The organism is Streptomyces canus (genome assembly GCF_001514145.1).
Classification (GTDB): Bacteria; Actinomycetota; Actinomycetes; order Streptomycetales; family Streptomycetaceae; genus Streptomyces; species Streptomyces canus.
This window is the reverse complement of record NZ_KQ948661.1, coordinates 51593-77913: the sequence shown is the minus strand read 5'-3', so window position 1 is coordinate 77913 and position 26321 is coordinate 51593. Positions and strand designations below refer to the sequence as shown.

General features: G+C 72.1%; 25 protein-coding genes. 12 read left to right on the top strand and 13 right to left on the bottom strand.

Features of this window, described 5'->3' with window-relative positions; genetic code table 11:
* Window positions 1-76 precede the first annotated feature (76 nt).
* Together AQJ46_RS20190 and AQJ46_RS20185 are read right to left on the bottom strand one after the other, a co-directional pair.
* Window positions 77-1117 carry a DUF2637 domain-containing protein gene (locus AQJ46_RS20190; RefSeq protein ID WP_057617353.1) on the bottom strand — a complete coding sequence of 347 codons (1041 nt, stop codon included), beginning with the start codon at window positions 1115-1117 and terminating at the stop codon, window positions 77-79.
* A gap of 314 nt (window positions 1118-1431) precedes the next feature.
* Window positions 1432-2301: a (2Fe-2S)-binding protein gene (locus AQJ46_RS20185; RefSeq protein ID WP_059206937.1), complete on the bottom strand. Its 870-nt coding sequence runs from the start codon at window positions 2299-2301 to the stop codon at window positions 1432-1434.
* 169 nt (window positions 2302-2470) lie between these two features.
* Between AQJ46_RS20185 and AQJ46_RS20180 the strand changes: the two genes are divergently transcribed.
* Window positions 2471-3277, top strand: coding sequence for a GntR family transcriptional regulator (locus tag AQJ46_RS20180; protein ID WP_059206936.1), 807 nt, complete (start codon window positions 2471-2473; stop codon window positions 3275-3277).
* Window positions 3278-3747: 470 nt separating this feature from the next.
* Here the strand turns inward: AQJ46_RS20180 and AQJ46_RS20175 are convergent, their stop codons facing one another.
* Together AQJ46_RS20175 and AQJ46_RS20170 are read right to left on the bottom strand one after the other, a co-directional pair.
* A complete protein-coding gene (locus tag AQJ46_RS20175) occupies window positions 3748-4521 on the bottom strand; it encodes a hypothetical protein (RefSeq protein ID WP_059206935.1) in 774 nt (257 codons plus the stop codon).
* 127 nt (window positions 4522-4648) lie between these two features.
* On the bottom strand, window positions 4649-6322 hold the full coding sequence (locus AQJ46_RS20170; RefSeq protein WP_059206934.1) for a PucR family transcriptional regulator: 1674 nt from the start codon (window positions 6320-6322) through the stop codon (window positions 4649-4651).
* 342 nt (window positions 6323-6664) lie between these two features.
* Between AQJ46_RS20170 and AQJ46_RS20165 the strand changes: the two genes are divergently transcribed.
* From AQJ46_RS20165 to AQJ46_RS20145, 5 genes are all read left to right on the top strand, one after another.
* Complete coding sequence (locus AQJ46_RS20165) at window positions 6665-7555, top strand: FAD binding domain-containing protein (protein WP_059206933.1); 891 nt, start codon at window positions 6665-6667, stop codon at window positions 7553-7555.
* Window positions 7555-8091, top strand: a complete 537-nt coding sequence (locus AQJ46_RS20160; protein ID WP_059206932.1) for a (2Fe-2S)-binding protein — start codon at window positions 7555-7557, stop codon at window positions 8089-8091. Before AQJ46_RS20165 ends, AQJ46_RS20160 begins: the two co-directional genes overlap by 1 nt.
* A 1-nt stretch (window position 8092) precedes the next feature.
* The gene (locus AQJ46_RS20155; protein ID WP_059206931.1) at window positions 8093-10480 is read left to right on the top strand and encodes a xanthine dehydrogenase family protein molybdopterin-binding subunit; all 2388 of its coding nucleotides are present in this window, start codon (window positions 8093-8095) and stop codon (window positions 10478-10480) included.
* Window positions 10481-10623: 143 nt separating this feature from the next.
* Complete coding sequence (locus tag AQJ46_RS20150; protein WP_059206930.1) at window positions 10624-12081, top strand: NCS2 family permease; 1458 nt, start codon at window positions 10624-10626, stop codon at window positions 12079-12081.
* A 62-nt stretch (window positions 12082-12143) separates the two neighbouring features.
* On the top strand, window positions 12144-13298 hold the full coding sequence (locus AQJ46_RS20145; protein ID WP_059206929.1) for an XdhC family protein: 1155 nt from the start codon (window positions 12144-12146) through the stop codon (window positions 13296-13298).
* On the opposite strand, the gene AQJ46_RS20140 is transcribed toward AQJ46_RS20145, so the two are convergent.
* Both AQJ46_RS20140 and AQJ46_RS20135 read right to left on the bottom strand, forming a co-directional pair.
* Entirely contained in the window at window positions 13250-14563 is a 1314-nt protein-coding gene (locus AQJ46_RS20140) for a lanthionine synthetase LanC family protein (protein WP_059206928.1), read from the bottom strand. The two genes, AQJ46_RS20145 and AQJ46_RS20140, sit on opposite strands and share 49 nt — an antisense overlap.
* Before the next feature lie 22 nt (window positions 14564-14585).
* Window positions 14586-15026 carry an SRPBCC family protein gene (locus AQJ46_RS20135; protein ID WP_059206927.1) on the bottom strand — a complete coding sequence of 147 codons (441 nt, stop codon included), beginning with the start codon at window positions 15024-15026 and terminating at the stop codon, window positions 14586-14588.
* A gap of 214 nt (window positions 15027-15240) precedes the next feature.
* Here AQJ46_RS20135 and AQJ46_RS20130 point away from each other — a divergent pair, with 214 nt between their 5' ends.
* Together AQJ46_RS20130 and AQJ46_RS20125 are read left to right on the top strand one after the other, a co-directional pair.
* The gene (locus AQJ46_RS20130) at window positions 15241-16455 is read left to right on the top strand and encodes a cytochrome P450 (protein WP_059206926.1); all 1215 of its coding nucleotides are present in this window, start codon (window positions 15241-15243) and stop codon (window positions 16453-16455) included.
* Window positions 16456-16537: 82 nt separating this feature from the next.
* On the top strand, window positions 16538-17122 hold the full coding sequence (locus AQJ46_RS20125) for an HAD-IIIA family hydrolase (protein WP_059206925.1): 585 nt from the start codon (window positions 16538-16540) through the stop codon (window positions 17120-17122).
* A 3-nt stretch (window positions 17123-17125) separates the two neighbouring features.
* On the opposite strand, the gene AQJ46_RS20120 is transcribed toward AQJ46_RS20125, so the two are convergent.
* From AQJ46_RS20120 to AQJ46_RS20110, 3 genes are all read right to left on the bottom strand, one after another.
* Window positions 17126-17434, bottom strand: a complete 309-nt coding sequence (locus AQJ46_RS20120) for a DUF3040 domain-containing protein (RefSeq protein WP_059206924.1) — start codon at window positions 17432-17434, stop codon at window positions 17126-17128.
* Between the two features lie 143 nt (window positions 17435-17577).
* On the bottom strand, window positions 17578-18201 hold the full coding sequence (locus AQJ46_RS20115) for a DUF305 domain-containing protein (RefSeq protein ID WP_059206923.1): 624 nt from the start codon (window positions 18199-18201) through the stop codon (window positions 17578-17580).
* 53 nt (window positions 18202-18254) lie between these two features.
* Window positions 18255-18644, bottom strand: a complete 390-nt coding sequence (locus AQJ46_RS20110; protein WP_059206922.1) for a DUF6153 family protein — start codon at window positions 18642-18644, stop codon at window positions 18255-18257.
* Window positions 18645-18835: 191 nt separating this feature from the next.
* Here AQJ46_RS20110 and AQJ46_RS20105 point away from each other — a divergent pair, with 191 nt between their 5' ends.
* Window positions 18836-19687 (top strand): isocitrate lyase/PEP mutase family protein, encoded by an 852-nt coding sequence (locus AQJ46_RS20105; RefSeq protein WP_059207293.1) that lies wholly within the window; start codon window positions 18836-18838, stop codon window positions 19685-19687.
* On the opposite strand, the gene AQJ46_RS20100 is transcribed toward AQJ46_RS20105, so the two are convergent.
* The 4 genes from AQJ46_RS20100 to AQJ46_RS20085 all read right to left on the bottom strand — a co-directional run bounded on the left by AQJ46_RS20100 (window position 19662) and on the right by AQJ46_RS20085 (window position 22093).
* A complete protein-coding gene (locus tag AQJ46_RS20100) occupies window positions 19662-20312 on the bottom strand; it encodes a hypothetical protein (RefSeq protein ID WP_059206921.1) in 651 nt (216 codons plus the stop codon). The two genes, AQJ46_RS20105 and AQJ46_RS20100, sit on opposite strands and share 26 nt — an antisense overlap.
* A 93-nt stretch (window positions 20313-20405) precedes the next feature.
* Entirely contained in the window at window positions 20406-21101 is a 696-nt protein-coding gene (locus AQJ46_RS20095; RefSeq protein WP_059206920.1) for a DUF1775 domain-containing protein, read from the bottom strand.
* 72 nt (window positions 21102-21173) lie between these two features.
* Window positions 21174-21800, bottom strand: a complete 627-nt coding sequence (locus tag AQJ46_RS20090; protein ID WP_059206919.1) for a hypothetical protein — start codon at window positions 21798-21800, stop codon at window positions 21174-21176.
* A 68-nt stretch (window positions 21801-21868) separates the two neighbouring features.
* Window positions 21869-22093, bottom strand: a complete 225-nt coding sequence (locus AQJ46_RS20085; protein ID WP_059206918.1) for a twin-arginine translocase TatA/TatE family subunit — start codon at window positions 22091-22093, stop codon at window positions 21869-21871.
* 257 nt (window positions 22094-22350) lie between these two features.
* Between AQJ46_RS20085 and AQJ46_RS20080 the strand changes: the two genes are divergently transcribed.
* The 3 genes from AQJ46_RS20080 to rox all read left to right on the top strand — a co-directional run bounded on the left by AQJ46_RS20080 (window position 22351) and on the right by rox (window position 26318).
* Window positions 22351-23676 (top strand): hemolysin family protein, encoded by a 1326-nt coding sequence (locus AQJ46_RS20080; RefSeq protein WP_059206917.1) that lies wholly within the window; start codon window positions 22351-22353, stop codon window positions 23674-23676.
* Window positions 23673-24695 carry a hemolysin family protein gene (locus tag AQJ46_RS20075; RefSeq protein WP_059206916.1) on the top strand — a complete coding sequence of 341 codons (1023 nt, stop codon included), beginning with the start codon at window positions 23673-23675 and terminating at the stop codon, window positions 24693-24695. Before AQJ46_RS20080 ends, AQJ46_RS20075 begins: the two co-directional genes overlap by 4 nt.
* 192 nt (window positions 24696-24887) lie before the next feature.
* Entirely contained in the window at window positions 24888-26318 is a 1431-nt protein-coding gene (rox, locus tag AQJ46_RS20070) for a rifampin monooxygenase (RefSeq protein WP_059206915.1), read from the top strand.
* Window positions 26319-26321 lie beyond the last annotated feature (3 nt).

Sequence of the window (26321 nt, the reverse complement as noted above, 5' to 3'; positions counted from 1 at the left end):
CCCCCTTCCCGTGGTGCTCCGGCCTCGCGGCCGCGCCCTTCAGGCCTTGGCTCTGGCCCTGGGCTCGGCTTTCGCCTCAGCCGAACTGCTGCTCAAGATCCTTGAGTTTGCGCTCCAGCGAGTCGAGACGCGGCAGGGCCATTGTGTCGTCCTCCGCGGTGAGGTCGACGGAGTGCGACTCGGACGCGCCGCGGACGGGCTGGAGAGAGGGACGCTGGCGTACGGGCAGCGGCTCCGGGTTGGGTATGGCAGGCTCCGCGGAGGCTCGCTCCAGAGCCGGGGCCGCCGCCTGGGACTCCAACTCGCGCCCGCCGCCCCGGCCGGCGAAGCCGCGGTGTCCCCGGCTGATCGCCTTGAGCTGGGCGCGCTCCACGCGCTGCTCGCCGCGCCGACGCAGTCGGGCCGCTTCCTTCTCGCGCTTGTCCTCGCGGACCTCGTCGACCGCCTCGTCGAGGCTGCGCACGTTCTCCAGCAGCATCAGCGACCAGGCCTTGTACGTCTCACGCGGCGCCCTCACCCAGCGGACGATGCGGATCTGGGGAAGCGGACGCGGCACCAGACCCTGCTCGCGCAGAGCGGCCTTGCGGGTCTGCTTCAGCGCGCGGTCGAAGAGGACGGCGGCCGAGAGGGACATGCCGGAGAAGAACTGAGGTGCGCCGTCGTGGCCGAACCCCCTGGGCGCGTGCACCCAGTTGAACCAGGCCGCCGCGCCGGCGAACGTCCACACGAGTATCCGGGAGCCGAGGGCCGCGTCACCGTGGCTGGCCTCGCGCACCGCGAGCACGGAACAGAACATCGCCGCGCCGTCCAGGCCGAACGGGACGAGGTACTCCCAGCCGCCGGACAGGTTCAGGTTCTGCTGGCCGAAGCCCACCAGACCGTGGAAGGAGAGGGCGGCGGCGACCGCCGCACAGCAGAACAGAAGGACATAGGAGGCGGTGCCATATATGGCCTCCTTGCGCCTGCGGCGCTCCTCGCTCCGCTCCCACGAGTCGTCTTTCGCGTGCTCCCCGCCGGACCGCTTGCTCCGCGCGAGCACCGCTACCGCCGCCAGCATGCCCAGGAGCAGTACGGCGCCCGGAAGCAACCAGTTCAGCGATATGTCGGTCAGTCTCATCTGGGGTCCCTTGCATTGGGATAGGGCGTATCGCCCGCCATAGTGGCCCAATCCCAACGGCCCTCAGGCGTTTTCGGGGCAAGAGGCCGCCAAGGAAGTGCAAGGGGTTGCCCAGGGCGGCGTTCTGCTCGAACTGCCGCTTGAGGGGCGGGAGTTGAGTTCGAATAAGACTACCCGTACGGGTGGTTCCCCGGAAAGTTCCTGCGACAAGTGAGGAAGTTGTGAATTGGCTGTAACCGAACGGGCGTCCCAGTCGGCGTGATCTTACGGCACGCGGGAGGGTGGTCTGCGGCGGGGTCCCCTCTGACGGGACCTCAACTGGCAGCGGCCGCCGTGAGCTTGGTGATCCGGTCCTTGTCGCAGGTGCGCGGGCAGGTCACGCAGGTGTCGGCCGGATCCAGTGTGTAGTACATGCAGCAGCTGATCCGGTCCCGGGTGGCCAGGGGCCCGCCGTCGGGGCCGGTGAGCATGCGGAAGGCCGGGGAGCCGGCGTACGGCTTCGTCGTCCCGGGCAGCAGGAGTTCCAGGGCGTGTTCGGCCCGGCGCTTCTCGTGCTCGCCGAGCAGTTCGGCGACGTACCAGATCCCCTCGACGATCTCGTCGGTCACCATGCCCCACAGGGCCCTGCCGCGGCGGCGCATGCGCGGGCCGAAGGCGGCGAGGAGCGGCTCCATGTGCTCGGCGATCGCGTCCCTCAGTTCCGCGCGCAGGGACTCCTCGTCGGGGACCGTGTACGCGCCGGGGAGCGCGGCGGCCGGGTCGTCCGGGAGGCAGGCGAACGGGCCCGGGTGGACGGCGAGGGCCATCGGGCCCCGGGTGCGGTCGTAGGAGACCTCGGTCACCGGGTAGCGGGGGACCCTGCGGTGCAGGAACCACGGTGCCGTGAAGAGGAGACAGGCCGGCCAGGCGTAGCGGTGCAGGCCGAAGCCGGCGATCACGTCCGGGCGGCCCTTCCTGGCGTTGTCCCTGAGGACCTGTTCGTCGTCCCAGGCGAGGAAGGTGTCCAGGGCGGTGCCGTTCCCCGCGAGGGCCGCGGCGGTGACCCAGCCGTCACCGGCCGGGAGGGGGGTGTCCGCGGGCAGCTCCGTGACCGTCAGCACCGGGAGGGCCTCGGTCACGCGCGCGTAGGCGGCTGTGACGGCGGAGCGGGGGGCGCGCTGGTGGCGGGGCAGCGGTATGGGCATGCGGGGAGCACCGATTCGCAGTCGTCTTGAGCGGTCAGCTAAAGGTAAGGCTTACCTTACCCGGGATCTTCGGATTTGAACTGGAGCGTTCTGCGCCTAAGGTGCTTGACGGGTGAGTAACAAGCCCTCGTTAATGACCCCAAGTACCGACACGTCCGGAGGAGGACCCGTGAAGCAGGGTGCGCAGGGCTCCGCCGGGACGGGGGGTGTGGAGCGGGACGTGGACCTGGCCGTGGGCGCGGTTCGGGTGCCGCCGCAGATGCGGGCCTCCGATGCGGCGCGGGTCCGGGCCGAAGCGGGTTCCGGGGTCCGGGGTGAGCACACGCACAGTGAGGTGCCGATCCCGCGGCCTGTCGTCCAGCGGGCCTCCGTGCGGGGGCAGATCCTCGACGCCCTGCGTACGGCGTTGGTCACGGGAGAGTTGCTTCCTGGCGAGGTGTACTCGGCGCCCGCGCTGGGGGAGCGCTTCGGGGTGTCCGCCACGCCGGTGCGGGAGGCCATGCAGCAGCTCGCGCTGGAGGGGGCCGTCGAGGTTGTTCCCAACCGTGGCTTCCGGGTGGTCGAGCGGGGGGCCCGTGAGCTGGCCGAGTTGGCCGAGGTGCGGGCGCTGATCGAGGTGCCGGTGGTGTTGCGGCTGGCGCGGAGCGTGCCGGTGGAGCGGTGGGCGGAGCTGCGGCCGGTGGCGGAGGCGAGCGTGCGGGCGGCGTCGTCGGGGTGCCGGGCGACGTACGCGGAGGCCGATCGGACGTTCCACCGCGCGGTGCTGTCGCTGTCGGGGAACGAGCAACTGGTGCAGATCGCGTCGGACTTGCACCGGCGGTCCCAGTGGCCGCTGGTGGGTGCGTCCGCGGCGCGCGGCCGGGCGGATCTGATCGCGGACGCGGCGGAGCACACGGCGCTGTTGGACGCGTTGATCGCGCGGGATCTGGATGTGGTGCGGGGGCTTGTGGGCGGGCATTTCGCCGGGAGGTCGTGAGGCGGTTGCCTGCGGCGGCCTGTGCGGGTTCGGTGGGGGCGGGCGTTGTGCGCAGTTCCCCGCGCCCCTGAGTGCCTGCGGCGGTCCCTTCCCGCCGTACGCGGCCACCGGCCCGTCGTGGCGCGGGGTGTGCGGTACGTCCGGTGAACGGTCCGTCGTGGCGCCGGTGGCTGCAACTCCCCGGGGGCGCGGGGAACTGCGCGACCAGCCCCCACCGGCCCGCACCCGCCCGACTACCCGACCCGGCACCCCCGTAGGGCGCCCCGCCCAAGCCCAGCGCAGCTGCCCGCGGGGAACTGCGCGACCAGCCCCCACTCACCGGCACCCGCCCGACAACCCGACCCGGCACCCCCGTAGGCGCCCCGCCAAGCCCAGCGCAGCTGCCCGCGGGGAACTGCGCGACCAGCCGCAACGCACCCGCACCCGCCCGACAACCTGACCCGGCGCCTCCATAGGCGCCCCCGGTCACATCACGCCGTGGCCGCCGGTGGAGTCAACTGTCGGGACAGCCACGTGGGTACGCCGCCCAGCAACCGGTACAACCGCCTCGCCTCCTCGCGGAGCCGGGACGCCTCCGGTTCCACCTCCGCGTCCGCGAGGGAAGCGAGGGCCGGTGCCGTTCCCACCAGGTAGCCCAACTCCTCCCGGATCCGGAGTGATTCGGCGAAGCCGTGCCGCGCCTCGGCCAACTCGCCGTCCCGCAGGGCGAGTCCGGCGAGGTGGCGCCAGGTGAAGGACAGCAGCAGGGGGTCGGAGTGGGCTGTGGCGCCCGCGTGGGCGCGGCGGTAGGCCGCTCGGGCCGCCTGGGGAGCGTGGGCCAGGTTCTCCGCCAGCAGCCCCCGGCGGAAGTCCAGCAGTGCCCTGGCCTCCACCCCCGGAGGGATCAGCGCCGCCGCACGGCCCAGCGCCGCCCTCGCCTCGTCCGCGCGGTCACGGACCCCGTGGAGCGTCGAGGCGTACGCAAGTTGCCCTCGTTCACAAGCGGCCGCTCCCCGTTCGCCGTCGCTGTGGGCCAGGGCCTCGGCGGTGCGCAGTGCGTCCTCCGCCTCCGCCCAGCCCTGCTCCGTGTACAGGCAGCGTTCCACCAGAAGTGCCGCTCGCTGCAGCGCCGCCTGCGCGGTGACCGGTTGGAGCAGGGCGGCCGCGTCGGCCCAGCAGGCCCGCGAGCGCAGCCGCCATACCGCGGTCTGGAGTGGATCGTCACCGGCGGTCGTTCCGTTACCAGACATGGCGGTATACGCCACGTTGCCCTCCCCGAGCGCGCCGTCGAGCTATGAGTGGTGGCGGCATCTCAGCACGAAACGACGGGCCCGGCCAAGGGGGTGGGTGAAGGAATTCACAAAGTCGTGGGAGTCCGGGGCCTCACAGGTTTCAGCTCATCCGCAGTGCCAGGAAGAAATCCAGCTTGTCCTCGAGGCGTGAGAGGTCCCGGCTCGTCAACTGCTCGATCCGCCCGACGCGGTAGCGCAGCGTGTTGACGTGCAGGTGGAGACGGGTCGCGCAGCGGGTCCAGGAGCCGTCGCAGTCCAGGAAGGCCTCCAGGGTGGGGATCAGCTCGGCCCGGTGACGGCGGTCGTAGTCGCGGAGCGGGTCGAGGAGGCGGGCCGTGAAGGCCCGGCGGACGTCGTCGGGCACGAAGGGCAGCAGCAGGACGTGCGAGGCCAGCTCCTGGTGGCCTGCCGCGCAGACCCGGCCGGCGCGGGCCGCCGCCACCCTGCGGGCGTGGCGGGCCTCCTCCAGGGCGCCTCTGAGGCCCTCCGCCGAGTGCACCGACGCGCTGACGCCCAGGGTGACCCGGCCGTCGTCGTCCAGTCCGGCCGCGAGGGGGTCCCGTACGGATTCCAGGAGGGCGTCCGCCAGGATGCCGGCCTCGGAGCCGTCGTGCTCGGTGGAGACCGCCGGGAGGGGGACCAGGGCGATCGCCTCGTCACCGGTGTGGGCCACCGCGATGCGGTCGGAGGGCTCGGGGCCCGTGGCCGACGGGTCCACCAGGATCTCCTCCAGGAGCGACTGGGCCACGGGACCGCCCTCCAGGTCGCCGTCCTGCCATTCGACCCTGGCCACCACCACCTGCCAGTGAGGGGCCGCTCCCAGGCCGGGGAGGAGGACCGGGGCGGCCACCCTGAGGCGGGCGGCGATCTCGGCCGGTGCCGCTCCCGTCTGGACCAGTTCCAGGACCTCCTGAGCCAGGCGGCGGCGGACCGTTCGGGCCGCGTCCCTGCGGTCCCGCTCGACCGCGATCAGCTGGGTGACGCCGCGCAGGAGGTCCAGGCGTTCCTCCGGCCAGTCGCCGGCATCCGCCTCCACCGCCAGCAGCCAGTCCGACAGGACGGTCTCGCGTACGTCCCGGGAGGCCTGGGGGGAGCGGCCGGAGCTGCGGACCGCGAAGAGGGAGTACGTCGACGAGCCGAGCGTGACACGGTGGGGCCCCCGGCGCCCGGTGCGGGCCGCCGTCAGGTGTTCCGCCGCGAGCTTGGCGCAGGTGTCCGCCGGGAGACCGGGGCCCGCCACCTTCGGGCCCGCGATCAGGCGGCCGGTGGGGGACAGGACCCAGGCGCGCAGGTCCAGGTCGGAGCCGAGGAGGTCGAGGACCACGTCCGGGCCGCCGCCCGCCGGGCCCGAGGTCATCATGCGGCGGTGGCGGTCCACCACTGCCGCCAGGTCGCCGGCCCGCTCCCCCGAGACCTGCCGTACGACATGCTCGGTGATCGTCGCGAAGGCCACCGACTCGTGCACCGCGAACAGCGGGAGGCGGTGGCGGACGCAGGCGACGACCAGATCCTCCGGGACATTGCCCAGTTCCGCCTCACCGGCCGCCAGCCCGGCCACTCCGGCCTGTACGAGCAGTCGTACGAAAGGCTCCGAGTCGGCGGCGTCCCGGCGCCAGGCGAGGCCCGTCAGGACCAGTTCCCCGCCCGAGAGGTAGCGGCTCGGGTCGCGCAGGTCCGTGGTCATCACCCCGCGCACGGTGCGATCCAGTTCGTCCTCGCCGCCGAGCAGCCGCAGGCCCAGCGCGTCGGTGTCCAGCAGTGCGCGCAGCCGCATTCTCGTCGCCGCCGTTCTTTGTCTCGAAATCTACGATGGGGGAAGGGTCAGGTGAGTGCGGAGCGGCCTGTGCCGTCTCCGGGGCTGTGTCCCAGGTCACGTGGGCTGTGCCGCACGTTTCCGCAGGAAAACATGGAGGTTACTGAGGGCCTCCGTTCATATGAATCTACAAGATGGCGGCCCCGACCAGCCAACTCCTTCATGGTTTCCGTGACTGACCCCGTCGGAGTAGCCGCTGTGTACTGGCTCCACTCCACGTGAACAGCACATGAACGAGCCGGGCCCGCCGCACACGATCTGGCTCGATCCGTACGACCCCCAAGACGAAGAAGAGAGCCGGTCATGGACTTCCTTCGCCCCGCCAGCTGGGAGGAGGCGCTCGCCGCCAAGGCCGAGCACCCCACCGCTGTGCCCATCGCGGGCGGCACCGACGTGATGGTCGAGATCAACTTCGACCATCGGCGGCCCGAGTACCTGCTCGACCTGAACCGCGTCGGCGACCTCACCGAGTGGGAGGTCGGCGAGGACACCGTGCGGCTCGGCGCCTCCGTGCCGTACACCCGGATCATGGAGGACCTGCGCGGCGAGCTCCCGGGCCTGGCCCTCGCCTCGCACACCGTGGCCTCTCCGCAGATCCGCAACCGCGGCGGCGTCGGCGGCAACCTCGGGACCGCCTCCCCGGCCGGTGACGCCCACCCCGCCCTCCTCGCGGCCGGCGCCGAGGTCGAGGTCGAGTCGGTGCGCGGATCGCGGCTCATCCCGATCGACGCGTTCTACACCGGCGTGAAGCGCAACGCGCTGGCGGCCGACGAGCTCATTCGCGCCGTGCACATCAAGAAGGCCGACGGGCCCCAGCAGTTCAGCAAGGTGGGGACGAGGAACGCCATGGTCATCGCCGTGTGCGCGTTCGGGCTCGCCCTGCATCCCGAGACGCGGACCGTGCGGACGGGGATCGGTTCGGCCGCTCCCACACCCGTTCGGGCCAAGACCGCCGAGGAGTTTCTGAACGCCGCTCTGGAAGAGGGTGGGTTCTGGGACAACGGCAAGATCATCACCCCTTCGGTCGCCAAGCAGTTCGCGGACCTCTGCGCCGCCGCCTGCAACCCGATCGACGACGTCCGGGGCACGGCGAGCTACCGCCGCCATGCGGTCGGCATCATGGCCCGCCGCACGCTGACCTGGACCTGGGAGTCGTACCGCGGCACCGCCGCCACCACGGAGGGAGCTGCGTAATGCGCGTCAACTTCACTGTCAACGGACGTCCGCAGGAAGCCGACGACGTGTGGGAGGGCGAGTCCCTGCTGTACGTGCTGCGCGAACGGCTCGGGCTGCCCGGCTCGAAGAACGCCTGCGAGCAGGGTGAGTGCGGGTCCTGCACGGTCCGGCTGGACGGCGTTCCGGTGTGTTCGTGCCTCGTCGCCGCCGGGCAGGTCGAGGGGCGCGAGGTCGTGACCGTCGAGGGGCTCGCGGACTACGCCAAGCAGCGTTCGTGCGGTCACCAGGCGCCGGAGGGGCACGACTCCCACACCGGCGAGGGCACCGAACTCTCGCCCGTCCAGCAGGCGTTCATCGACGCCGGCGCCGTCCAGTGCGGCTTCTGCACGCCGGGGCTGCTGGTCGCCGCCGACGAGATGCTGGAGCGCAACCCCAACCCGAGCGACGCGGACATCCGCGAGGCGCTGTCGGGCAACCTGTGCCGCTGCACCGGCTACGAGAAGATCATGGACGCGGTCCGCCTCGCGGCCGCCCGGCAGGGAGAGGCGGTCTGACGTGTCCAGTCCCAACGGCACTCCCACCAAGATCACCCAGGGTTCGAAGACCAAGGGCGGCATCGGCGAGTCCACGCTCCGCCCCGACGGCACCCTCAAGGTCACCGGCGAGTTCGCGTACTCGTCCGACATGTGGCACGAGGACATGCTCTGGGGGCAGATCCTCCGCTCGCCGGTTGCCCACGCCGAGATCGTGTCCATCGACACGAGCGAGGCCCTCGCCCTGCCGGGCGTCTACGCCGTCATGACGTACGACGACCTGCCGACCGCGGTGAAGAACTACGGTCTGGAGATCCAGGACACCCCGGTCCTCGCCCACGGCAAGGTCCGGCACCACGGCGAGCCGGTCGCGATCGTCGCCGCCGACCACCCCGAGACGGCCCGCCGCGCCGCCGCCAAGATCAAGGTCGAGTACCGCGAGCTGCCCGTGATCACCGACGAGGCCTCCGCGACCGCCCCCGACGCGATCCTCGTCCACGAGGGCCGCGACGACCACCACGTCGGGCATGTCCCGCACCCGAACATCGTGCACCGGCAGCCGATCATCCGCGGTGACGTCCAGGAGGCCTCGAAGAAGGCCGACTTCGTCATCAAGGGCGAGTACACGTTCGGCATGCAGGACCAGGCCTTCCTCGGCCCCGAGTCGGGTCTCGCCGTGCCGGACGAGGACGGTGGCGTCCACCTCTACATCGCCACCCAGTGGCTGCACTCCGACCTGCGGCAGATCGCGCCCGTCCTCGGCCTGCCCGAGCGCAAGGTGCGCATGACGCTGTCCGGCGTCGGTGGGGCCTTCGGCGGCCGCGAGGACCTGTCGATGCAGATCCACGCCTGCCTGCTCGCGCTGCGCACCGGCAAGCCGGTCAAGATCGTCTACAACCGGTTCGAGTCCTTCTTCGGGCACGTCCACCGCCACCCGGCCAAGCTGTACTACGAGCACGGGGCCACGCGCGAGGGCAAGCTGACCCACGTCAAGTGCCGGATCGTCCTCGACGGCGGCGCATACGCCTCCGCCTCGCCTGCCGTCGTCGGCAACGCCGCCTCGCTCGGCATCGGGCCGTACGTCGTCGACGACGTCGAGATCGAGGCCCTCGCCCTCTACACCAACAACCCGCCCTGCGGCGCGATGCGCGGCTTCGGCGCGGTCCAGGCGTGCTTCGCCTACGAGGCGCAGATGGACAAGCTCGCCGACGCGGTGGGCATGGACCGGGTGGAGTTCCGGCAGCTGAACGCCATGGAACAGGGCACGATCATGCCCACCGGCCAGCCCGTCGACTCCCCGGCGCCCGTCGCCGAACTCCTGCGCCGCGTCAAGGCGATGCCGCTTCCCCCGGAGCAGCAGTGGCTCGCGGCCGGCGAGGAGGCCGACGTACGGCAGCTGCCGGGCGGCCTGTCCAACACCACCCACGGCGAAGGCGTCGTGCGGGGGGTCGGCTACGCGGTCGGCATCAAGAACGTCGGCTTCTCCGAGGGCTTCGACGACTACTCCACGGCGAAGGTCCGCATGGAGGTCGTCGGCGGCGAGCCCGTCGCCACCGTGCACACGGCCATGGCGGAGGTCGGCCAGGGCGGGGTCACCGTCCACGCCCAGATCGCCCGCACCGAGCTGGGGGTCGCGCAGGTGACCATCCGTCCCGCGGACACCCAGGTGGGCTCGGCCGGTTCGACCTCGGCCTCCCGTCAGACGTACGTCACCGGCGGCGCCGTCAAGAACTCCTGCGAGCTCGTCCGGGAGAAGGTGCTGGAGCTCGGGCGCCGCAAGTTCGGCTCGTACCACCCGGCTTGGGCCACCGCCGAGCTGCTCCTGGAGGGCGGCAAGGTCGTCACCGACGGAGGTGAGGTCCTCGCGGACCTGGTCGACGTGCTCGAGGGCGAGAGCGTCGAGGTCGAGGCGGAGTGGCGGCACCGGCCGACCGAGCCCTTCGACCTGCGGACCGGGCAGGGCTTCGGACACGTCCAGTACTCCTTCGCCGCCCACCGCGCGGTCGTCGAGGTCGACACCGAGCTCGGGCTGGTCAAGGTGATCGAGCTGGCCTGTGCGCAGGACGTCGGCAAGGCGCTGAACCCGCTGTCCGTCATCGGCCAGATCCAGGGCGGTACGACCCAGGGCCTGGGCGTCGCGGTGATGGAGGAGATCATCGTCGACCCGAAGACGGCGAAGGTCAGGAACCCCTCCTTCACGGACTACCTGATCCCCACGATCCTCGACACGCCGACCATCCCCGTCGACATGCTCGAACTCGCCGACGACCACGCCCCGTACGGGCTGCGCGGCGTCGGCGAGGCGCCCACCCTGTCCTCGACCCCGGCCGTGCTCGCGGCGATCCGCAACGCGACCGGGCTGGAGCTCAACAGGACACCGGTACGGCCGGAGCACCTGACCGGCACGTGATGAACCGGTGATTCCCCGGGGGCCTGGTCCCCCGGGGTCCCAACTGTCCGTCCTGGGCCGTCCCCCGGGTCGTGCACATCCCAAATCCCGTGCCCGAAAAGGCGGTTGCGCGGGTGTCCCTGTGAACCTTGGGAGACGGCACCATGACCCAGCAGTCCCTGGAACCCAGGACCACGGCCGACGACGCGGGAGAAGGCACCCGCGTCCCGGCCGGCAGGTCCTGGCTCGACCGGTACTTCCACATATCCCGGCGAGGATCCACGGTCGCGCGTGAACTGCGCGGCGGCGTCACCACCTTCATGGCGATGGCGTACATCCTCCTGCTCAACCCCCTGATCCTGTCCGGCAAGGACGCGGCGGGGGACACGCTCGGCCAGAAGGCACTCATCACCGCGACCGCGTTCGCGGCCGCCTTCACCACGCTGCTGATGGGCTTCTTCGGCAAGGTGCCGCTGGCGCTGGCCGCCGGCCTGTCCGTCTCCGGCGTCCTGTCCTCGCAGGTCGCCCCCGCGATGACCTGGCCGCAGGCCATGGGCATGTGCGTGATGTACGGCGTGGTCATCATGCTGCTGGTCGTCACCGGCCTGCGCGAGATGATCATGAACGCGATCCCGTTGGCCCTCAAGCACGCGATCACCATGGGCATCGGCCTGTTGGTGGCACTGATCGGCTTCTACAAGGCCGGTTTCGTCCACCAGGGCAAGGCCACCCCGGTGACCCTCGGTCCCACCGGTGAACTCGCGGGCTGGCCCGTCCTGTTGTTCGCCCTCACCCTCCTCGCGATCTTCATGCTCCAGGCGCGAGGCGTCCCCGGCGCGATCCTGATCGGCATCGTCGGCGGGACCGTACTCGCCGTGTTCCTCAACGCGGCCGGGGCGGTCGACCCCAGGCAGTGGGCGAGCGGAGCCCCCGAACTGCACGGCAGTGCGGTCTCCATGCCCGACTTCTCGATCTTCGGGAAGGTCGAGTTCGGCGGCTGGGGCGAGGTCGGCGCGATGACGGTCGGCATGATCGTGTTCACGCTGGTGCTCGCCGGGTTCTTCGACGCGATGGCCACCATCATCGGCGTCGGCACCGAGGCCAAACTCGCCGACGCGCAGGGCCGGATGCCGGGCCTGTCCAAGGCATTGTTCATCGACGGCGCGGGCGGTGCGATCGGCGGAGTGGCCGGCGCCTCCGGCCAGACTGTGTTCGTCGAGTCGGCGACGGGAGTGGGCGAGGGTGCTCGCACTGGACTGTCCTCCGTCGTCACGGGCCTGTTCTTCGCGGCCTGTCTGTTCTTCACCCCGCTCACGGCGATCGTGCCGGGCGAGGTCGCGGCCGCCGCCCTGGTGGTGATCGGCGCGATGATGATGACGAACGCCCGCCATGTCGACTGGGCCGACCGCGCCACCGCCATCCCGGTCTTCCTGACCGTCGTGATCATGCCGTTCACCTACTCGATCACCGCGGGCGTCGCCGCCGGCGTCATCTCGTACGTCGCGATCAAGGTCGCGCAGAGCAAGGCGCGGGAGATCGGCGCCTTCATGTGGGGACTGACGGCGATCTTCCTGGTGTACTACGCCCTCAGCCCGATCGAGAGCTGGATGGGCGTGCACTAGCCGCTCGAAGGCACCCGTACGCAACCGCTGTTGTACGCAACCGCTGTGAAGGAGACCGAGACATGCTGGACATCGCCGAAGAGCTGCACCGGTGGGTCGAGCAGGGACGTGACTTCGCCGTGGCCACCGTGGTGGCCGTGGGCGGCAGCGCGCCCCGCCGGCCCGGCGCCGCCCTCGCGGTGGACGCCGACGGCACGGCGATCGGCTCGGTCTCCGGCGGTTGTGTGGAGGGCGCGGTCTACGCACTGTGCCAACAGGCGCTGGAGGACGGGGAGTCCGTCCTCGAACGCTTCGGCTACAGCGACGAGGACGCCTTCGCCGTCGGCCTGACCTGCGGCGGCGTCATCGACATCCTCGTCACCCCGGTCCGGGCGGGGGACCCGGTCCGTACCGTGGTCGCGGCCGCGGTGGAAGCCGCGGCGCGGGGCCGGGCGGCGGCGCTGGCGCGGATCGTCTCCGGACCGCGGGAACTCGTCGGCCGCGCGCTCGTCGTACGCCCCGAGGACCTCTCCGGGTACGGCGGTTTCGGCGCCCATCCCGAACTGGACCGCACGATCGCCGCCGAGGCCGGCGCCTTCCTGGAGGCGGGCCGCACCGGCACCCTGGAGATCGGCGAACAGGGCTCGCGCTGCGGCGCCCCGCTCACCGTGCTCGTCGAGTCGTCCGTGCCGCCGCCCCGCATGATCGTCTTCGGCGCGATCGACTTCGCGTCGGCCCTGGTGCGGATCGGCACGTTCCTCGGCTACCGGGTCACCGTGTGCGACGCACGCCCCGTCTTCGCGACCGGGGCGCGCTTCCCGGAGGCCGACGAGATCGTGGTCGAGTGGCCGCACCGGTATCTGGAGCGCACGGAGGTCGACGCCCGGACGGTCCTGTGCGTGCTGACCCACGACGCGAAGTTCGATGTCCCCCTGCTCCAGCTGGCGTTGCGCCTCCCGGTCGCCTACGTGGGCGCCATGGGCTCCCGCCGCACCCACCTCGACCGCAACGAGCGCCTGCGCGAAGTCGGCGTGACCGAGCTGGAGTTGGCGCGGCTGCGGTCACCCATCGGCCTGGACCTCGGTGCGCGGACGCCCGAGGAGACGGCCCTGTCGATCGCCGCGGAGATCGTGGCGAGCCGGCGGGGCGGCAGCGGGGTCTCCCTCACCGGCGCGCACACGCCGATCCATCACGACGTGACCTCGGAACCGGTCCGCCGGATCGGGTCGGTGGCCTGAGCGGACACCTGGGGCTGGTCCGGCCACGTGAACGCGTATCTCGGATCGCCACCCCGGCTCAGCCGGACGAAGCGCAGCAGTTCACGCACGATGCCCGCACCGCCCTGCGCCCAGCCGGTGCCGGGTTCGAGGTCGCTCGGGGTCGCTCGGTGCTCGACGTTGGACCAGCGGGCGCCGTCGGTGTCCCGGACCGCGCGGGCGGCGAGGTCGGCGACGAGGATCCGCGCGAAGTCGTACGCCTGTCGCCCTCCGGCTCCTTCGGCGATCCGGTCGCCGGCCAGGGCGAGGACGCCCGCCGTGCCGCAGCACCGGCCGTTGTTGTCCCAGAACCCCGGCCGCAGGCGCCGGGGGAGACCGGAGTGGACGACCGTGTGCCAGCAGCGGTCGGCGAGCGCGGCCCAGGCCGGGTCGCCCTGGGTGTCACGCAGCAGCCGGAACAACTGGGCGTCCCCCGCCGGGCCGTGGCACCAGCCGTAGCTGACCGGCTCGATCAGGTCCGGCAGGTACTGCGGGGTGGAGTGCCGGACCAGGAAGCCGTCCGGGCCGCCCTCGTCGCGGGCCACGACGTCCGCGACGCCCGCCAGCCCCAGGTCGACCAGGTCGGCGCGGCCCGTCGTGTGGCCGATCCGGACGAGGGCGTAGGCGATGCCCAGCGTGCCGTGCGACATGTGGTGCATGCGTGCTTCCGGGCCCGGACGGTGCGGCCAGGTGACACCCCACGGCGTCCTCTCCGCGGCCCGCAGATAGGGCTCCACCGCGAGGACGGCGAACTCGGGATCGCCGACCGCCAGAGCGGCCAAGCCGTTGCCGCCGTTGCCGCCCATCAGCTCGAACAGCTCGCCCCAGCGCTCCCCGTCGAAGTGCGAGCGCACGAGAGCCAACGTGTGATCGGCCGCCGTGCCGCAGGCGGCGTCGCCGAGCTCGTCGTGCAGGGTGTGCAGGACCAGGGCCATGCCGGACCGGCCGAAGTACAGGGAGTCGTCCTCGTGGCCGTCGACGGCGGTGGCCAGACCCCGGCCCGCGCGGAGTGCGAGGTCGGCGTAGGAGTCGTCGCCCAGGTGCCGCCACGCCTCCAGAAGCACGGAAACGATCCCCGCCGTGCCGGTGTAAAGGGTCGGGTCGGTCCTCTCCTGCGAGGGCGCGGTCGGCCAGGCGAGTCCGCCGTCCGCAGTCTCCCGCGCGGCGGCCACCAGCCACCGCAGCCCGTCCACCGCGAGCTCCTCGATCTCGTCCACCTGCACGGTCGTACCGTCAACTGCCGTCATGGCGCCCACTGTTGCACGTCCTTCAGGTCCCCCGCAGCAGCCGGTTCAGGGCCCGCCCGAAGACCGACCGGGCCGACACCCGCAGCACAGGGGCGAACAGGCCGGGCAGGAAACGGACCCGGAGCGACTCGCGCCAGATCACGCGGGCCCGGCCGCCCGGACCCGGGTGCACCTCCAGTTCGGCCCAGCCCCGCACCACCCGGCCGCGCTTCTCCAGGCGGCACAGGCCGGAGACGCCCTCCGCGGGCGGGCGCCAGACCGTGACCTCCATGGGGTCGGCGAAGGCGAGCGGGCCGATCCCCGAACGGGCGACGACGAGCGTGCCCTCGGACGTCGGGCCCGGCGGCACGACGGTGACGCGCGTCAGGGGAACGACCTCGCCGTGTCGGGGCCACTCGGTGAGGCGGCGCCAGGCCTCGTCCGGGGAGAGCGGCGCCGTGCGTTCGAGGAGGAAGGTGACCACGGGCTGATCTTAGGGAATCAGTCCTGCTCAGCGGGGATTTCATGGGGGTCTCACATACTTGCCTCAGCGGGGCGAGGGCCCGCTGACGTACCGCGGGCGAACACGCCCCTGGACAGGGTCCCCGGCCCAACCCCTGCCGACGTGTGCATGTACACCACCGAATCCGTGCGGCACCATGAGCGCGACCGCACCACCGGCCGCAGGGGGACGTCTCGTGGACAGCGAACCGCACGGCAGGCTCGACGCGTTGCAGAGTGATCCGTACCCGCACTACGAGCGGGCCCGGGACTCCGAAGGGCTGGCGCGCGTCGATGAATTGGACGCCTGGCTGGTCGCCCGGGACGCGGACGTACGCGAAGTGCTGCGCCGCCCCGAGGACTTCTCGTCGGCGAACGCCCTCGTGCCCGACGTCATGCCGTCGCCGGCCGCGCTCGCCGTCCTCGGCGGCGGATTCGGCGGGCGCCCGGTCGTCGTCACCGCGGACGGCGACCTGCACCAGCGGCTGCGCGCGCCGATCGTGCGCGGCCTCTCGCCGTCGCGGGTCGCCGCGGTCCTTCCGTACGCCGCCGAGCGCGCCGCCGCCCTCGTCGACGGGTTCGTGAAGGACGGCCGGGTCGAGCTGATGTCGGCGTACGCGCGGAAGCTGCCCGGCGACGTCATCGGGCGGATCGTCGGCCTCGACCCCGCAGACGTCCCGGCCGTGGTGCACGGCGGCCACCGCGCCGAGGAACTGCTGTTCCGGCCGCTGGCACAGAGCGAGCAGGTCGCCGCCGCCGAGGACGTGGTGGCGATGCAGCACATCCTCGACCGGCTCGTACGCGAGCGGCACGCCGAGCCGCGCGAGGACCTGTGCGGCGAACTCGTCGCGTCCCTCACCGGGCCGGGCGAGTTGACCCTCGACCACCGGCACGAGCTCGTCGCCCACCTCCAGAACCTGCTGATCGCCGGGCATCTGACCACCACCGCGCTCATCGGCACGACCGTCCTGCACCTGCTGCGCCACCGGGACCAGTGGGAGCTGCTGTGCGCCGAACCCGAGCGCATACCGGCGGCCGTCGAGGAGGCCGCCCGCTACGACAGCGCGCTGCAGGGCTTCCGCCGGGTCAGCACCCGTCCCGTCACCCTGGCGGGCACCGAACTCCCCACCGGGTCAACGGTGTTCGTGGCATTCGGCGGCGCCAACCGGGACGGCGCCCGGCACCCGCGTCCCGACACGTTCGACATCACCCGCCCGCCCGTCCGCCACCTCGCCTTCGGACACGGCGTGCACAGCTGCCCCGGCTCGCAACTGGCCCGTGAACAGCTCACCCTCACACTCCAGGAGCTCACCAGCCGGCTTCCGGGGCTTCGGCTCGCGGACGGGCAGCCGGTCGCCATGCGGCCGACGATGATCCACCGCTCGCCCCAGCGCCTCCACCTGACCTGGTAGATCGCGGCCCGCCGCATGGACCGGCCCCGCGCGGTTACTCGCGCAGAGGAAGAAGTGCACGCGAGAGCCGGGAGGTGGACGCATGACGCGCGTGCGGACGGTGCTGTTCGACCGGGCCAGCATCCTCGCCGAAGACCCGTCCGGCCCCGACGGGGTGCGGCCGGCGCCCGGTGCCCGTGAGGCGCTCGGCATGCTGCGCTTGCACGGCGTCCGTACCGGGTTCGTCGCCCTGCGACCGGGTAGCGGGCACGGGCGACTCAGCGACGCCGACGTACGGGCCGTCAACCACCGTGTCGACGAACTCCTCGGCCCCTTCGACATCTGGGGCGTGTGTCCGCACGCGCCCGACGACGGCTGTCACTGCCGTCCGCCCGAACCGGGCCTGATCCTCTGGGCGGCGGGCCGGGTGTGCACCGCACCGGCGGACTGCGCGGTCGTCGGCACGGCCGCGGACGCCGAGGCCGCGGCCCGGGTGGGCGCCCACGGGATCCTCGTACCGGACGAGCGGACCCGGCCGGAGGAGACGGCGCGGGCCGATCATGTGGCGCCGGACGTCCTGACCGCCGTACGCGCGCTGCTCACCGGGCCGCCGCAGGGGCGGGTCCTGGTCGACGAGCGGCCGATCGAGTCGGCCTTCGAACCGGGCTTCGAACCGGGGGAGGGCTGACGGTCAGCGTTCCGTCCACCGGCACACCAGCCGGAACACCGCGAACAGGGTCAGTGGCCAGACGGCCGCGAAGGTCCAGATCACCGCGGTTCGCGAGGTGACGATTCCGGTGACCAGCAGCGCGATCGACACCGCGAGCAGCAGGCCCACGGTCAGGACGTGCGGCCGGTAGTGCGTCACCCGGGACAGGTCTGGGCGTCGGCGCAGCCGCCCGGTGCGCAGTCGGCGGTCCAGACGGCGGTCGCGGCGCAGGGCACGTTCCACCTCGTCCAGAATGCGCTGTTCGTGATCGGGGAGTCGCCCTGTCGTCACTGTCGCTCCTCGCGGATCCGGAGAGTCCTTCTCCGGGTGCCCGCAGAAGGACCCGTGAACCGTCCGGTCACCAAGGGAGGAAGGCCGACAGGCCGCGGTGCCCGCGCCGCTCGGCGCGGGCACCGCGGCGACCCGCGGACGGGTCAGTTCTCGCCGAGGAGCTTCTTCATCTCGCTGATCTCGGCGTTCTGCGCGGTGACGATGTCACCGGCCATGGCCGTGGCGGCCTTGTATTCGCCCTTGGCCTTCTCGGTCGTGGCCATCTCCACGGCACCCTCGTGGTGTTCGACCATCATGGTCAGGAACATGGAGTCGAAGTCCTTGCCGGAGGCCTTCTTCAGCTTGCCCATGTCGGCGCTGTCCATCATCCCGGCCATGCCGTCCATCCCGTCCATGCCGTCCATGCCGTCCATGCCGGAGTGATCCATGCCGGGCATCGACTCGGGGACCTTCTCGTCCCAGGACTTCAACCAGCCCGTCATGGTCGAGATCTCCGGCCCCTGCGCCTTCTCGACGCGGGCGGCGAGGTCCTTGACCTGGGTGGAGGCGGCCCGGCCGGCGGCGAGCTCCGCCATCTCGATGGCCTGCTGGTGGTGCGGGATCATGCCCTGGGCGAAGGAGACGTCCTGGGCGTTGTGGGCGTCGGCCGAGGTCTCGGCGGACACCGAGGGCGACGAGGCGGCCGAGCCGCTGTCGTCGCCGCCCCCACAGGCGGCGAGGGCGAACACGGCACTCACGGTCAGCGCCGCGAAACGGGTGGTACGCATGCTGGAACTCCTGTTGTGCGAAAGGGATCTGGACGTGACGGAGCACGCCGTGTCTAGATCCGCAGGAGCTGGAGTTCCGCGAGGGAGGGCGGTGCGCGGGCGCCGTCCTGAGACGGGACCGCCGCGGGGCACAGGCTGTCATCGGACACGGCCGTGGCGGCGGGATCGGGAGCGAGCGCGGGCAGCACCGGCCCACCGCTCACGGCCCCCGAGACGCAGGTCGCGTCGGCGTGGTGAAGGTGCCCGGATCCGCAACCGTCGTGACAGGTCGCGTCGACGCTGACCGCGACGGTCGTCATGTGCGTGGAGCGCGAGCCCTCGTGGCCGTGAAGCCCGCCCCCGGGAGCCAGCCCGTGCATGGCCAGCACCCCGACCAGCATCCCGAGCACGAGCAACGCCCGCCACAGGGGCGGTCGTGCCGGAAGGTGCGCGGGCCTGGTCATCGGGCTCATCCTGGAGAGTTGTGCCAAGGCTGTGCACCGAGGCCGTCGGCGTACGGTACGTCCCCGCACCGCTCTGTGTTCAGAGCCTCCCTCCGGGGCGGGTCGCCGTCGAAAACGAGTCCGCCTCGCCCGGCCCGCGGGCGTACGTTCTCCGGGAGCCCGTCGAGGGGCGGCGGGCCGGGAAGGACCGTGTGGACACCGACAGTCGAGCCAAGGCGCAGCGCTTCGCCGATCTGCACCGGGAGGGGTGCTTCCTGCTCCCCAACGCGTGGGACGTGGGCAGCGCCCGGATTCTGGAGGCCGCCGGGTTCCCGGCCGTGGCGACCACGAGCGCGGGCGTCGCCTTCTCCCTCGGACGGACCGACCACGACTTCTTCGCCGAACAGCCGGCCGAGGACCGCGTCGACCGCGAGACCATGCTGCGCCGGGTCCACGAGATCGCGGCCGGCATCTCCGTACCGCTGAGCGCGGACCTGGAGGACGGATACGGCGAGGCGCCCGAGACCGTCGCCACCACCCTCGCGAGGACCCTCGCCGCCGGAGCCGCCGGCGGCAACATCGAGGACTTCACCGGCGACCGCGCCCGCCCGCTCTACGACGAGAAGCTCTCCGCCGACCGCATCCGCGCCGCCCGCGAGACCCTTGCGGCCGACGGCGAGCCCTTCGTCCTGGTCGGCCGCACCGACGTGCTGCTGGTCGGCGGCCCGCTCGACGAGGCCGTACGGCGCGCGAACGCCTATCTGGAGGCCGGCGCCGACTGCGCGTTCGTCCCCGGCGCCGCCGATGCCAGGACCATCGGCACGCTCGTCCGCGAACTCGGCGGCCCGCTCAACGTGGTGATGGGCCTGACCGGCAACGCGCTCTCCCTCGACGACCTGCGCGAACTCGGCGTCCGCCGGGTCACGGTCGGCGGCAGCATCGCCCGCGCGATGTACCGCCATCTGCTCGACGCCGCACGGGAGCTGGCCGACAGCGGCACGTTCTCGTACGCCGCCGACCAGCTCTCCCAGACGGAGCTCAACGACCTGTTCCGGCAGGGCTAGAAACAGAGCCGGTGGCGGAGCCGGGGAGGGGGCTGGAGGGCGGCACCACGCAGCTCGGGGCCTCGGGCGCGTCCTCGGCGTGCCGGGTCAGCGCGCAGACCGTACGCAGGGCCACCTTCCAGCCGCCGTCCTGCAGTACGGCCGACCCCGGACCGCCGGGGTCCAGCCGGCGGTCCTCGCGCGTGAGGTCGTAGGCCACCTCGGCGTGCACGTCCGAGGTGTACGTCACGGACGTCACCTCGGCGCGCAGCTTGCTGCCGCTCGGGTCGCGGAACAGGTTGTCGATCATCAGGGCGTTCTCGTCGCCGTCCTCGACGACGTCACTGCGCTGGTCCAGGGAGGACTTCGGGTCGAAGAGGACCGTCCACGCCTCCCGGATCTCCTGCTCGGCCTGTCGTGGATCCGAGGGCGCGGTGGCGGTCGGAGCCGGGGAGGCGGAGAGCGACGGGGAGCCGCCGGCCGTGGTCGCGCCCGGCGACCCGGCGGCGGAGGGCCGGGCCGTCCGGGAGGCCCCGCCGTCACCACCGCCGTCGTTGTCGTCACAGGCTCCGGTGAGGACGAGGGCGGTGACCGCCAGGGCCACCGCCCAGGTCCCGTGCCGTGCAGGGAGGTTCGCACAGGTCATGGCACTCCATCTCCCGGGTACGCCGTGTGGCTGGCCTACCCGGAGGCGGCTGATTCATCCAGGAAGGGTGGGAAAACCCCGCACGCGGTGCGCCTACTCCCCGGCGCCGCCCCGCCGCCGTACGGCGAGGACCACGGCCGCCGCCGCGACGAGGATCCCCGCGCCGATCCCGGTCCAGGCACCCGCGGACAGCCCGCCCTCGTCGTCCTTCCCGGTGTCGGCGGCCTGCGGGGAGGCCGCGGGGGTCGTCTCCTCGGGGGTCGGCGACGGTGACGCCGACGCGCTGGGGGAGGGGCTGATCGGCTTCGCTCCCGGTGCCGCGGCCTTCAGCTTCAGCGTCGGCGCCGGGTTGTCGCCGTTCTCGTCGAGTTCGATCCAGCGGTCGACGTGCCCGTCGCCGTAGGTCTGGAGGGTCTTGAAGGGCACCTCCTCGGCGTCGGGCAACTGGCGCACGACGACGGAGTACTCGGCACCTTCGCCGGTCTTCAGTTCCGCGCCCTTGACGGTGTAGCCGTCGTCGGTCGCGCTGAACCTCCAGCCCTTGGGCCCCTCGCCGAACGTCACGTCGGCCGGCGTGATCCCCTCGGGCAGGACCACGCGCACCTCCTTGATGCCGGAGGTGTCGGACTCGGCCTCGGCGTGGAAGGAGACGGTGACGTTCTCGGCGAGGGCCTGCGCCTTGTCGGCCTCGACCTCGGTGTGGGCGGCGGCCGGAACGGCGGTCAGCAGTACGGCGGTCGCGGCTCCGGCGGCAGCGACGCACAGGCGGGGCAGGGTGATACGGGACATGCAGGTCTCCAGGCAGGGCGGTACGGCGGGACGGCCGTCCGGCGGGGGCCGGACCGGCGCTTCCCGGTGAGGTCAGTGGGCGAGAGTTGCGCTCGCCGCCGGAGGACCCCGCCGTACCACCGTGTGCGCCAGCAACGGCCGTTCCGTGAGCGGCCGTTCGTCGTACGTCGGTACGACGGCCAGTGCGGCCGCGGGCGCGGGTGACGCGGGCCGGGTGAACAGCAGCCGGGCGGCGGCCAGTCGGTCCCGGACCGCGTCGAGCGCCGCCGTCACCCCGCGGGCCACCGTCCAGCAGGCCGCGTCCGCGCGGTGCAGCAGGACGGCGACGAGCGCGGCGACCAGCGAGTGGGCCGCCGTCATGGCCAGGGAGCCGTAGAGCTGTTCGTGCCACGCCGAGTGGGCGTCACGCACGTGTCCGCCATGGTGATGCCCGGCCGCGTTGAGCGTCAGCCAGAGATGAAGCCCGGACTGTCCCGCGACACTGCAGGCGGCTACCGTCGCCAGGCTTCGGGGCCGCTGCACACCGATGAGACCCACCGCGAAGAGCACGGCTGTCGCGGCGGCACCCTGTCTCCAGGGCACCGGGCCCTCGGCGAGCAGATGGTGGGCGCTGATCCCGAGCACCGTACCGACGACGGCGAACACCGCGGCCCGCAGAACGGGCAGAGGCGCGCGAGTCGTGGTGGGCGGCAGGTACATGGCCCGCTCATCATGGGGCATCGGGGGCCGGCCGGCAGGGGAAACCCGTACTCCCGGCGTCGCGCTTCTCAGCGTGTGCCGTGGCTCTGCTCGGTTCCCGCGCCGGTCCCGGGCCGGACGACCTCCCCCTGGATGACCTGGGGTTCCGGGCCGCCGTCCTTCGCCGCACGCGCCTCCGCCTTGAGGATGCGTGCCGACTTGCCCGCGGTGCGGGTCAGTTCCGGACCCTTCTTGACGGCGATGACCGCTATGACGACGAGCAGGACGATCGCGAGCTCACTCAGTCCGAACATGGGGGAAGCCTCCGTCAGAGGTTGGCACCTGGGTCGGACGAGATGCCCGCCGGACCGGCAGCGTACCCGCAGGCCGGGGGCGAAGGGGAAGGCCAAGTGATGCAGCCGACGTGGGCGTAGCCCCAGGTTGCTTTGCCCATCCTTTACCATTGGGTGCAACCTGCCCCTCCAAGAAGGAGCCACAGTTCCGCAATGGGTGAGCCTCCCAGTACCGGCCGCGCCGCATTCCCCCCTCACGGACGGGCGGGGGTGGACCGGTGACCGAGATCCTGTTGCTGGTGCTGGCCCTGCTCCTCACCCTGGCCTGTGCCGTGTTCGTCGCGGCCGAGTTCTCCCTGACCACCGTCGAGCGCGGTGACCTGGAGCGGGCCGCCGAGGCCGGTGAGCGCGGCGCCGAGGGCGCGCTCAGGGCCGTACGCCGGCTGACCCTCCAGCTCTCCGGCGCCCAGCTCGGCATCACGGTCACCTCGCTGGTGATCGGCATGCTCGCCGAACCCTCCCTCGCGGTGCTCCTCAGAGGCCCGCTGGAGGCCGTCGGCCTCGGCGGAGCCGCCGCGCCGGTGGCGACCGCGCTGGGCGTGGCCCTGTCCACCGTCGTGCTGATGGTGGTGGGCGAGCTGGTGCCGAAGAACTGGGCGATCTCCCGCCCGCTGGCCGTCGCCAAGGTGGTGGCCGGACCGCAGAGCGCCTTCACCGCTCTCTTCGGCCCCTTCATCCGCCATCTCAACAACACCGCGAACCGATTCGTACGACGCTTCGGCCTGGAGCCCGCCGAGGAGCTGGCCTCCGCCCGCAGCCCCGAGGAACTGGTCGCACTCGCCGAGCACTCCGCCGCCGAGGGCGCCCTGGAGGCCGACTCCGCCGAACTGTTCGTGCGCACCCTGCACCTGGGCGAGCTGACCGCCGAGAACGTCATGACACCGCGCGTCGACGTCAAGGCCCTCGAAGCCCACGCCACCGCCGCCGACGCCGCGAACCTCACCCACGCCACCGGCCTGTCCCGCTTCCCCGTCTACCGGGACAGCCTGGACGAGGTCATCGGCACCGTGCACATCCGTGACGTGCTCGCCCTGGAGCCGGAGAAGCGGTCCGTCACCCCGGTCACCGAACTGGCCACCGATCCCTTGCTGGTTCCCGACAGCCTCACCGCGGACCGATTGCTGGAGCGGATGCGGGCGATGCGCACCATGGCCGTCGTCATCGACGAGTACGGCGGCACGGCGGGCGTGGCGACGGTCGAGGACATCGTGGAGGAGGTCGTCGGAGAGGTCCGCGACGAGCACGACCCAGTGGAGATACCCGACCTGCGGCCCGCCGGTGTGCGGGCCTGGGAGGCGGAGGGCTCGGTCCGCGTGGACCGGCTCGGCGAGATAGGGCTCACGGCTCCCGAGGGGCCGTACGAGACGGTGGCCGGACTGGTCGCCACCCGCCTCGCACGCATCCCCGCGAAGGGCGACGACGTCGACCTGGACGGCTGGCGCCTGGAGGTCCTGGACGTCGGCCACCATCGCGCCGACCGCGTCCGCATCACCGCGCCGGAGCCCGCCCGGGATCTGGTCCAGGCCGGGGAGGAGACCCGATGACCACCGTCCAGCTGCTCGTCGGCGCGCTGACGCTGCTGACCAACGCCTTCTTCGTGGGCGGCGAGTTCGCCCTGATCTCCGTGCGCCGCAGCCAGATCGAGCCAAGCGCGCGTGCCGGCCACAAGCGGGCCCGGATGACCCTGTGGGGTCTCGAACACCTCTCCGCGATGATGGCCACCGCCCAACTCGGCATCACCGTCTCCTCGCTGGTGCTCGGCGCGGTCGCCGAACCGGCCATCGCGCACCTGCTGGAGCCCGCCTTCCAGGCAGCCCACATCCCGCAGGGACTCGTGCACCCGATCGCGTTCGTCATCGCGCTGTCGCTGGCCACGTATCTGCACATGCTGATCGGCGAGATGGTCCCGAAGAACATCGCGCTCGCGGCCCCCGTGCCGACCGCCCTGCTGCTGGGACCGCCTCTCGTGGCCCTCACGCGCGCGTTGAAGCCTTTCGTGTTCGGCATCAACGCCTTCGCCAACACTCTGCTGAAGCTGCTGCGCGTGGAGCCCAAGGACGAGGTCGAGTCGGTGTTCACCGACGACCAGCTCGCCCGCATGGTCGTCGACGCCAGTGAGGCGGGACTGCTCTCGCCCGCGGACGGCGAGCGGCTGCGGGACGCGCTGGAGCTGGGCACCCGGCCGGTCGGCGAGATCCTCGTCCCCACCCAGAAGATGCGGACCGTGGACGTCTCGGTCACCCCGGCGCGGCTCGAGCGGGTCGCCGCCGAGGCGGGCTACTCCCGCTTCCCGGTCACCGGCCCGGACGGCACCCTGCTGGGCTATCTGCACATCAAGGACACCCTCGGCGTCACCGACCGCGACCGGCCCTTCCCCCGCGCCACCCTGCACCCGGTCACCCGGGTCCGCATCGACACACCGCTGGACGACACCCTCACCGCGCTGCGCGCCGACGGGAGTCATCTGGCGGCGGTGACGGGGGAGACGGGGGCCGTCCTCGGATTCGTGACCATGGAGGACGTCCTGTCCGAACTGGTCGGACCGGCACCGGCCACCGCCTGACCGCCGGGCGGCCCCGATTCGGCGGACCGGCTCGCCCTGATCCGCGGTCCGCACGGGCACATGAGCAAAGGCAAGGAGGTCACACCTCCTTGCCCTCTTCAACGTATAACCCACGGGGGACCTTGCGGCAAGGCCCCGGTGGTGCCGCACAATCCCCGTCCGAGGCCAGAACCTGCGGAAACGGGGGATCCAGTGTTCGACGTGATCATCGCCGGTGGCGGACCGACCGGTCTGATGCTGGCCGCCGAGTTGCGGTTGCACGGTGTGCGGGTGGTCGTGCTGGAGAAGGCGGCGGAGCCGACCGAGATCGTCCGCTCGCTCGGCCTGCACGTGCGCAGCATCGAGGTGATGGACCAGCGAGGGCTGCTGGAGCGGTTCCTCGCGCACGGAAAGCGGTTCGAGACCGGCGGTTTCTTCGCCGCCATCGACAAGCCCTGGCCTGCCCGGCTGGACAGCGCGCACGCCTATGTCCTCGGCATCCCGCAGACGGTCACCGATCGCCTGCTGGCCGAGCACGCCGTCGAGCTCGGCACCGAGCTCCGGCGCGGCTGCGAGCTGGTCGGGCTGAGCCAGGACGCCGACGGGGTGAACGCCGAACTCGCCGACGGCACGCGGCTGCGCGCGCGGTATCTCGTCGGCTGCGACGGCGGCCGCAGCACGGTGCGCAAGCTGCTCGGTGTCGCTTTCCCCGGCGCGCCCGCCGAGGTCGAGATCCTGCTGGGCGCGATGGAGGTGGGCGTGCCGCCGGAGACGGTGGCCGCCGTGGTGAGCCAAGTCCGGCAAACCCAGAAGCTGTTCGGCCTCGGACCCGTCGGGGACGGGCTGTACCGCGTCGTCGTGCCCGCCGAGGCGGTGACCGGCGACCGCTCGGTCGCGCCGACCCTGGAGGAGTTCAAGCGGCAGCTCAGGGCGGTCGCCGGCACGGACTTCGGCGTGCACTCACCACGCTGGCTCTCCCGCTTCGGCGACGCCACCCGGCAGGCCGAGCGCTACCGGGTCGGCCGGGTGCTGCTGGCCGGCGACGCGGCGCACGTCCACCCGCCGGTGGGCGGGCAGGGCCTCAACCTCGGTATCCAGGACGCGTTCAACCTGGGCTGGAAGCTGGCCGCCGAGGTGACCGGCTGGGCACCGCAGGACCTGCTGGACAGCTACCACGCCGAACGGCACCCGGTGGCCGCCGACGTGCTGAACAACACCCGTGCCCAGATGGAGCTGCTGTCCACCGAGCCGGGACCGCAGGCGGTGCGTCGGCTGCTGGCGCAGCTGATGGACTTCGACGAGGTGAACCGGTACCTGATCGAGAAGATCACCGCGATCGGTGTCCGCTACGACTTCGGTGCGGGTCATGAACTCGTCGGCCGGCGTCTGCGGGACCTCACGCTGAGGCGCGGCCACCTCTACGGGCTGATGCACGCCGGCCGCGGACTGCTGCTCGACCGGACCGGCCGGCTCTCGGTGGCGGGCTGGTCGGACCGGGTCGACCACGTCGTCGATGTCAGCGAGGAACTGGACGTGCCCGCGGTACTGCTGCGGCCGGACGGCCATGTGGCGTGGGTCGGCGAGGACCAGCGGGAACTGCTCGACCGGCTGCCCAGGTGGTTCGGCGCGGCTGTCCGCGAGTGAGGC

Bases quoted from the DNA above. Each gene is read 5' to 3' on its own strand.
- AQJ46_RS20150 (WP_059206930.1), top strand. From the start codon at position 10,624: ATGACCCAGCAGTCCCTGGAACCCAGGACCACGGCCGACGACGCGGGA.
- AQJ46_RS20085 (WP_059206918.1), bottom strand. From the start codon at position 22,093: ATGTTCGGACTGAGTGAGCTCGCGATCGTCCTGCTCGTCGTCATAGCG.
- AQJ46_RS20185 (WP_059206937.1), bottom strand. From the start codon at position 2,301: ATGCCCATACCGCTGCCCCGCCACCAGCGCGCCCCCCGCTCCGCCGTC.
- AQJ46_RS20145 (WP_059206929.1), top strand. From the start codon at position 12,144: ATGCTGGACATCGCCGAAGAGCTGCACCGGTGGGTCGAGCAGGGACGT.
- AQJ46_RS20095 (WP_059206920.1), bottom strand. From the start codon at position 21,101: ATGTCCCGTATCACCCTGCCCCGCCTGTGCGTCGCTGCCGCCGGAGCC.
- AQJ46_RS20165 (WP_059206933.1), top strand. From the start codon at position 6,665: ATGGACTTCCTTCGCCCCGCCAGCTGGGAGGAGGCGCTCGCCGCCAAG.
- AQJ46_RS20170 (WP_059206934.1), bottom strand. From the start codon at position 6,322: ATGCGGCTGCGCGCACTGCTGGACACCGACGCGCTGGGCCTGCGGCTG.
- AQJ46_RS20100 (WP_059206921.1), bottom strand. From the start codon at position 20,312: ATGACCTGTGCGAACCTCCCTGCACGGCACGGGACCTGGGCGGTGGCC.
- AQJ46_RS20115 (WP_059206923.1), bottom strand. From the start codon at position 18,201: ATGCGTACCACCCGTTTCGCGGCGCTGACCGTGAGTGCCGTGTTCGCC.
- AQJ46_RS20090 (WP_059206919.1), bottom strand. From the start codon at position 21,800: ATGTACCTGCCGCCCACCACGACTCGCGCGCCTCTGCCCGTTCTGCGG.
- AQJ46_RS20125 (WP_059206925.1), top strand. From the start codon at position 16,538: ATGACGCGCGTGCGGACGGTGCTGTTCGACCGGGCCAGCATCCTCGCC.
- AQJ46_RS20190 (WP_057617353.1), bottom strand. From the start codon at position 1,117: ATGAGACTGACCGACATATCGCTGAACTGGTTGCTTCCGGGCGCCGTA.
- AQJ46_RS20110 (WP_059206922.1), bottom strand. From the start codon at position 18,644: ATGACCAGGCCCGCGCACCTTCCGGCACGACCGCCCCTGTGGCGGGCG.
- AQJ46_RS20160 (WP_059206932.1), top strand. From the start codon at position 7,555: ATGCGCGTCAACTTCACTGTCAACGGACGTCCGCAGGAAGCCGACGAC.
- AQJ46_RS20075 (WP_059206916.1), top strand. From the start codon at position 23,673: ATGACCACCGTCCAGCTGCTCGTCGGCGCGCTGACGCTGCTGACCAAC.
- AQJ46_RS20140 (WP_059206928.1), bottom strand. From the start codon at position 14,563: ATGACGGCAGTTGACGGTACGACCGTGCAGGTGGACGAGATCGAGGAG.